We start from the raw sequence: 3,216 nt of genomic DNA, 5'->3' as shown, positions 1-3,216 counted from the left end.
TACGATACACAGGGACCCAGGGGCCGGCGCAGTGCGATTGCTCTGGGTCCCGGGTCTACGCTGCGCTTCGCCCGGGATGACAACTTCTATGGAGTGTCACGGCCGCGAGGTCGCCAGGAACGCGTTCAGCCCCTCGGCCAGATGGTCGAACATCGTCCGCATCCGCAGCGTCGCCCGCAGGTCCTCGTGCATGACCAGCCAGACCTCCAGCTGGAAGCCGACCTGGCCGGGGCAGACCGGGACCAGGTCGGGATCGCGCCGCGCCACCCCATGCTGGACGAAACCGATCCCGAACCCGGCGCGCACGGCGGCCAGTTGCGCCAGGTCGCTGTCGGCGCGGAAGGCGAAGCCCTGCGAGGCCAGGGGCAGGCGCTGCATCAGGGCCCGCAGGAACGGCGTCTCGCGGTCGAAACCGACCACGGCATGGTCGGCCAGCTGCGCCAGGGTGTCGGGCGTCCCCTCGGCGTCGAGATAGCGGCGGTGGGCGTAGAGGCCCAGGTGGGTGTCGCCCAGCCGGCGGGCGACCAGGGCGTCCTGGGCGGGGCGCACCATGCGCACGGCGATGTCGGCCGCGCCGCGCAGCAGGTCCTGCTGCTGGTTGTCCAGCGACAGCTCGACGGCCACGCCGGGATGCAGCGGGCGGTAGGCGGCCAGGATCGACGGCAGCACCTCGGCGCCGACGATCTCGCTGGCGGTCAGGCGGACGATCCCGCGCGCGGTGTCGCCGGCCCCTGAGGCGGCGCGGGCCATGGCGCTGGCGGCCCCGGCCATGGCCCGGGCGTGAGGGGCCAGGTCGAGGGCGGCGTCGGTGGGCTTCAGGCCCTGGGGCGAGCGGGTGAACAGGGCCACGCCCAGGCCGCGCTCCAGCTCGGCGACCTGCCGGCCCAGGGTCGGCTGGGTCAGGCCCAGGTCGCGGGCGGCGGCCGACAGGCTGCCCTCGGTCAGCACGGCCAGGAAGGCGCGGTAGAGGTTCCAGTCGGGCTCGCTCATGCATTTGTGCATAGCAGATCAACAAGGTTCGGCAATTCTCGTTTATCTGTCCGGGGCGCAGGTTCTGGCCATCAGCTTCTCACGGGAGACCGGACATGACCTCGACCCAACAACGTATCGCCCTGGTGATCGGCGCGGCCGGCGGCATCGGCGGCGAAGCGGCCACCGCCCTGGTCCGCCACGGCTGGACCGTCCGCGCCCTGACCCGCCGCGCCCAGCCCGCCAGAAGCGGGATCGAGTGGGTCTCCGGCGACGCCATGGTCGCCGCCGACGTGGCCCGCGTGGCCCGGGGCGCGGCCCTGATCGTCCACGCCGCCAACCCGCCCGGCTACAAGGACTGGGACAAGCTGGTCCTGCCGATGCTGGACAACACCATCGCCGCGGCCCGGACCGAAGGCGCGCGGGTGCTGCTGCCGGGCACGGTCTATAATTTCGGCCTGGAGACCTTCCCGCTGATCGACGAGACCGCGCCGCAGAACCCGACCACCCGCAAGGGCAAGATCCGGGTCGAGATGGAGCGGCGGCTGCAGGCGGCGTCGACGCAAGGCGTCCCGGTGCTGATCGTCAGGGCTGGCGACTTCTTCGGGCCGCACGCCGGCAACAACTGGTTCGGCCAGGCGGTGGTCAAGCCGGGTGGTCCGCTGACCTCGGTGACCGAGCCCTTGACCAAGGGGCTGAGCCACGCCTGGGCCTATCTGCCCGACCTGGCCGAGACCATGGCCCGGTTGCTGGATCGCGCCGACCGGCTGGGGTCGTTCGCGGTGTTCCACTTCGGCGGCCATCTGCTGGCCTGGGGCGAGATGGCGGCCTCGGTGCGCCGGGTGACCGGCCAGCCGCGCCTGCCGGTCAAGAGCTTCCCCTGGCCGCTGGTCGTGGCCCTGTCGCCGTTCGTGCGGCTGTTCGGAGAGATGGCCGAGATGCGCTACCTGTGGCGCGAACCGATGGTGCTGAACGACGGCAAGCTGCGGGCGTTCCTGGGCGGGGACCTGCCGTCGACGCCGCTGGACACGGCGGTGGCGGCCAGCCTGCGGGGGATGGGGTGCTTGGAGACGGCGAGGACGGTGATCGAGGGAGAGGTGGTGCGGGCTTAGCGCTCGTTCCTCATCCACAAATGGTCGTCATCCCCCGCTTTATGCGGGGGACCCAAGCGGCGGATCAGATTGGCCAACCAGCTTGGGTCCCCCGAACAAGTCGGGGGATGACGACCATTTGTGGCGTGCGTCGCCTGTTTCAGCTTCCAACGCCTCGCCACGATCGGGGACACGCACATGTGCGTGTCCCCGATCGTAGCCCGGCCCTATTTCAGCTTCCCGATCAGCGCCATGGCCGCGGCCGGATTGCGCACCTTCGCCCCCGAGATGAAGTAGGTGAAGACGTCGCCGCGCTGGGCCCAGGTCCGGGTCTGGGCCACCACGCCGTCCAGTTCCTCCGAGGTCATGCCGGTGGGCTCGTCCTCGCGGCTGCACATCAGCCGGGCATAGGTGAAGTCGGCGGTCGGCTCGTCGATGCGCGGCCAGTCGGGCGACTCGTCGTCGACGGCGTAGACGATGGCCGCGCCATATTTGGCGGCCAGGTCGTAGAACGCCTGCGTCTGGAAGGTGGGGCTGCGGACCTCCAGAGCATGGCGCGCCGGCCGGCCGCCGATCTCCTTGGGCAGCAGCTTCAAAAAGCCCTCGAAATCGACCGGGTCGAACTTCTTGGTCGCCATGAACTGCCAGTTGATGGGGCCCAGCTTCGGACCCAGCTCCTCCAGCCCCTGGGTCAGGAACTTCTCCAGCGAGTCGTTGTTCTCGGACAGCACGCGGCGGTTGGTGCAGAAGCGGCTGGCCTTGACCGCGAACACGAAGTCGTCGGGCGTCTCGTCGCGCCACTTCATCCAGCTGTTGGGTTTGAAGGTCGAGTAGTAGGTGCCGTTGATCTCGATGCTGGTCAGCTTGGACGAGGCGTATTTCAGCTCGTCCTTCTGCTTGAGATCGTCGGGATAGAAGGGGCCGCCCCGCCAGGGCTCGAACGTCCAGCCGCCGATGCCGGCGCGAATGGTTCCGGGCATGAGTGTTCCCTTCCTGTTCTCGGGGCGCACCGTAGGTCAGGGGCGGGAGAAAGGGCAAGGGGGAAAGTCGAACACTTGCCCCCACCTGGCGGCTTCGCCGCCTGTCCGCCCCCATAGGGGGCGGAGTTCAGGTGTGCGAACTCTTCCCCCTATGGGGGACCGTTGCGAAATTGGCT

Annotated in this window: 2 protein-coding genes and 1 pseudogene; 1 reads left to right on the top strand and 2 read right to left on the bottom strand. The window is 69.5% G+C overall.

Annotated features, from left to right (window positions below):
• Positions 1 to 96: 96 nt before the first annotated feature.
• Positions 97 to 990, bottom strand: coding sequence for a LysR family transcriptional regulator (locus tag PMI01_RS17475; protein WP_007671839.1), 894 nt, complete (start codon positions 988 to 990; stop codon positions 97 to 99).
• Positions 991 to 1,085: 95 nt separating this feature from the next.
• Between PMI01_RS17475 and PMI01_RS17470 the strand changes: the two genes are divergently transcribed.
• The gene (locus PMI01_RS17470) at positions 1,086 to 2,081 is read left to right on the top strand and encodes an NAD-dependent epimerase/dehydratase family protein (protein ID WP_007671832.1); all 996 of its coding nucleotides are present in this window, start codon (positions 1,086 to 1,088) and stop codon (positions 2,079 to 2,081) included.
• Positions 2,082 to 2,287: 206 nt separating this feature from the next.
• Here the strand turns inward: PMI01_RS17470 and PMI01_RS17465 are convergent.
• Positions 2,288 to 3,075, bottom strand: a pseudogene (locus PMI01_RS17465) (DUF72 domain-containing protein); the annotation flags it as partial.
• Positions 3,076 to 3,216 lie beyond the last annotated feature (141 nt).

Origin of the sequence: Caulobacter sp. AP07 (assembly GCF_000281955.1) — a bacterium.
Lineage (GTDB): Bacteria > Pseudomonadota > Alphaproteobacteria > Caulobacterales > Caulobacteraceae > Caulobacter.
Note: the sequence above shows the minus strand (reverse complement) of the source record. Positions and strands in the feature narration are given on the sequence as shown.